This window comes from Novosphingobium sp., from assembly GCF_049240505.1.
Classification (GTDB): Bacteria; Pseudomonadota; Alphaproteobacteria; order Sphingomonadales; family Sphingomonadaceae; genus Novosphingobium.
On the sequence record NZ_JBMLSM010000225.1, the window covers coordinates 1 to 3,469 of the forward strand.

Sequence of the window (3,469 nt, forward strand, 5' to 3'; positions counted from 1 at the left end):
ATGGTGTTTACAGTGCTTCAAAGTTCGCTCTCGAAGGGCTCTCGGAGGCGCTGAGCCTTGAGCTGCTTCCGTTCGGCATCAAGGTCGTCATCCTTGAGCCGGGCAACATCAACACGAGCATGACCCTTCGATCGTCGACGAAGCAGACCCACGATACGAAGTCACCGTACTTCCAGTTCCATGAGAACGCCTATGCAGCAGCGGTCGCGAATGAGCGCGAAGGCTCATCGCCACTAATGATCGCGAGGAAGATCGAGGCGATCATTGCCGAGCGGAAGCCAGCCCTTCGCTATGTGGGAGGCACGCTGATCGAACGTCTGATGATCCCTGTGAAGCACCTTCTCCCGGGCCGGCTGTTCGAGAGACTCGTGGCGAGGGAGTACCGACTCGACGCAGCGGGCCAAGGCCCCGGTGCCGGAGCCCAGGCCGGAACTGGCCAAGCTGGACGCGGTGCAGTTTGACCAGGACTTCGGTCCATGGTCCGCACCGCGCGATCGCGGACCTCAGGCGCAGACTTGTTGGTTGTCTTGCTCATCGGGCTCCATCCGACTCAGGAGTTGGAGCCTCCGGGAAACCCGGGGCGGTTCACCTATGCACTCACGCAGAACTAATCCGGGCCAAGCCTCGCGTCGCAATCACCAGACCAAAGCAAGCGGCCGCGAGTTGATCCATGAATGTTCGGTCGTGTTCCAGCATAGCAAATTGATGAATTTCTTTGTTGGTGACCAAAACAACCAACGACTGTTTGGATAGGTTGGCATCGCTCCAGTCTGTCGAGGATCGCACGATATGCTCAAGCTGACGGTGAATGCACGACCGGTCGAGGTCGACGAAGGTGCCACACTGCTTGAGGCTATCCGGGCGGCGGGTTGCCATGTGCCGACGCTTTGCCACTATCCGGGCCTGCCAACGCACGCGGTCTGTCGTATGTGCCTGGTGCAGGTCGATAGTGAGGACAGACCTCAGCCCGCTTGTTGCACACCTGCGAAGAGTGGCGATGTTGTTGAGACCGACACCGACGCGTTGCAAGAGTTCCGCCGGACCAATGCAGAATGGATGCTCGCGCGACATCCGAATGATTGCATGCGCTGCGAAGTGAATGGTGATTGCCGGTTGCAGACCCTCGTGGCGGAAAACCAGTGGGCCGAGCGCTGGCCGGAGGTCCCGCCAGGTTCGCCGGAACATCCCGAACACCTCTCTGTCGACCACACCTCGCCAAGCATCTGGCGGGACTCCTCGAAGTGCATCCAGTGCGGTCTTTGCGTGGAGGCCTGCGGCGGGGCTGGCCAGCAGCAACATGTCATCGGCTTTGCCGAGCGCGGTTTCGATCGCCTGGTTGTGACCGCTTTTGATCAGCCCCTAAGTGAAACCGCCTGCATTTCCTGTGGTCAATGCACTCTCGTTTGTCCGGTTGGGGCCATCATCGAGGCCCCGCACTGGCATGACGTCCTGCGCGTACTGGCTTCGCGCCGCCGCGTGTCTGTGGTCCAGGTCGCGCCCGCTACGCGTATCGCCATCAGCGAGGAGTTTGGGCTGGAACCCGGCGTTGTGAGCACCGGGCGACTCATCAACGCCCTGCGTAAGCTTGGGTTTGATTATGTTTTCGACACTAACTTCGCCGCCGATCTCACTATCATGGAAGAAGGTTCCGAGCTGCTGGCGCGGCTGAAGGCGAATTCCAATTTGCCACTGTTCACCTCCTGCTGCCCGGGCTGGGTGAACTGGGTGGAGATCAACCGGCCAGACCTGCTGGGCCATCTCAGCACGACGAAGTCACCCCAACAGATGCAGGGCGCAATAACCAAGCGTGGCTCCTTTGCCCGGTCGCTTGGGCCGGATTTCGCGAACGGCAAGGATGAGCCTTATGTCGTCAGCGTCATGCCCTGCACTGCCAAGAAGGATGAAGCCGTACGGCCCGGTTTGTCTGGCGACGTGGACCACGTGCTAACCACTCGGGAACTGGCCCGGATGATCCGCTCCAGGGGCATCGCCTTCGGTGCCCTGTCCGAGGATGGCGTGTTCGACAGTCCGCTGGGCCAGAGCACAGGCGCGGCTCAGATTTTCGGGGCTTCGGGTGGCGTAATGGAGGCCATGCTGCGTACCGCCGCGCATCTGGCGGGTGCCGGCGATGAGCTCCCACTGGTATGGCAGGCGCTTCGAGGCGTCAGTGAAGGCGTGAAGACGGCCGATGTTCCGGGCCTGGGCCGGGTGGCCGTATGCAATGGCATCGCGACTGCCCAGCGCATGCTGCAGACCGACGAGTGGCGCGAAAACTATGTCGCAATCGAGGTCATGGCGTGCGTCGGCGGCTGTCTCGGCGGTGGTGGCGAGCCCAAGTCCCTCGATCCTAAGGTCCTGGAGAAACGCGCCGCCGCGGTTTACCGCGTCGACAACTCCGCTCCTCGTCGACGTTCACATGAAAACCGGGACGTGCAGAAGCTCTATGAGACCGAACTCGGTTCGCCAAACTCCCAAGTCGCCCACGCGCTTCTGCACACCGTCTATGCACCCCGGCGCTCGAAGCGCTCGCTGCTGATGCGCTTTCTCGATTCCGTGGACCGACGCGATGGCGATGCGGCGGCGCGCCTGTTCCATCCGGACGGCGTCTGGATTACCGCCTCGCACTTTGGCGAGATCACGGGCGCGCGCGAGATCGCTGCCCTTATCAATGAGCGGCTGCCCCCGCGGGGCCAAGGTGTCCACTACCAGCGCCATCGCATGGCGCTCGCTGCCGACAGCGACGATCTTGCCGTTACCACACCCGATGGCCAGCAGTGCCGGTTCCGGATAGAGGTTTGCAGCCTTGATGAGCCCGGAGAACACGCCATGCGCATCAAGGTCCTGGAACGGGAGGCGCTTTAACGCGCCGAGAGCAGCAGAAGTCGCTGCTCTCGGCGATGATCAGGCGGAACTCCCCGGTCAGATTGCGGTTGGCGACCGACTTTCGGCTCTTGGTTTGACCGGGACAGGATTACCGTACGTTTATTCGCATTGCGTGTGCCGGACCGTTTCGACTCAATCGACCGGCTGAAGACTTTTGATGTCTTCATAATTGAACGCCCGGGTTAGCGACATGCGATTAACAAGACGAGATCTTTGCGCAGCGATTCCGCCAGTACTGGCCGGATGCGCAACATTCCCTGATCAGGAAGGACGGGTGGACGCCGACTGGTCCCCAACCATCGGATCATTTGAGCACCACGATTCTGCCCGCACGAGCTACTTTCCCGAGTTTGAAGCCTTCTCCGCGCCGAGAAGCGAAGCGAGCGTCCAATACCTCAGCGATCTGTCTGGCCTCTGGAATGCGGCGTTCTCGTCCAACGAGCGCGGTTTTGCCCTACACGGCGTGCTCGGCGGCGTAGGAGCGGCAGGACCGCCAAGCGTGACGATGTTCAACCCCGGCACTATGGAACCGCTCAAACGCGTCACCTTGACCGAGCCGACCGCGGACGATTGGGTTTATCCCGGC

The 3,469-nt window shown here is 61.3% G+C and carries 3 protein-coding genes; all 3 read left to right on the forward strand.

Annotated features, from left to right (window positions below; translation table 11 throughout):
* Nucleotides 1-461: SDR family NAD(P)-dependent oxidoreductase (locus ACOVQ0_RS18815; RefSeq protein ID WP_421888145.1), on the forward strand; the 461-nt coding region annotated here is incomplete at its 5' end.
* 328 nt (nt 462-789) lie between these two features.
* Complete coding sequence (locus ACOVQ0_RS18820; RefSeq protein WP_421888148.1) at nt 790-2,862, forward strand: [FeFe] hydrogenase, group A; 2,073 nt, start codon at nt 790-792, stop codon at nt 2,860-2,862.
* A 295-nt stretch (nt 2,863-3,157) separates the two neighbouring features.
* The coding region (locus ACOVQ0_RS18825; protein ID WP_421888151.1) for a hypothetical protein at nt 3,158-3,469 on the forward strand (312 nt) is incomplete at its 3' end.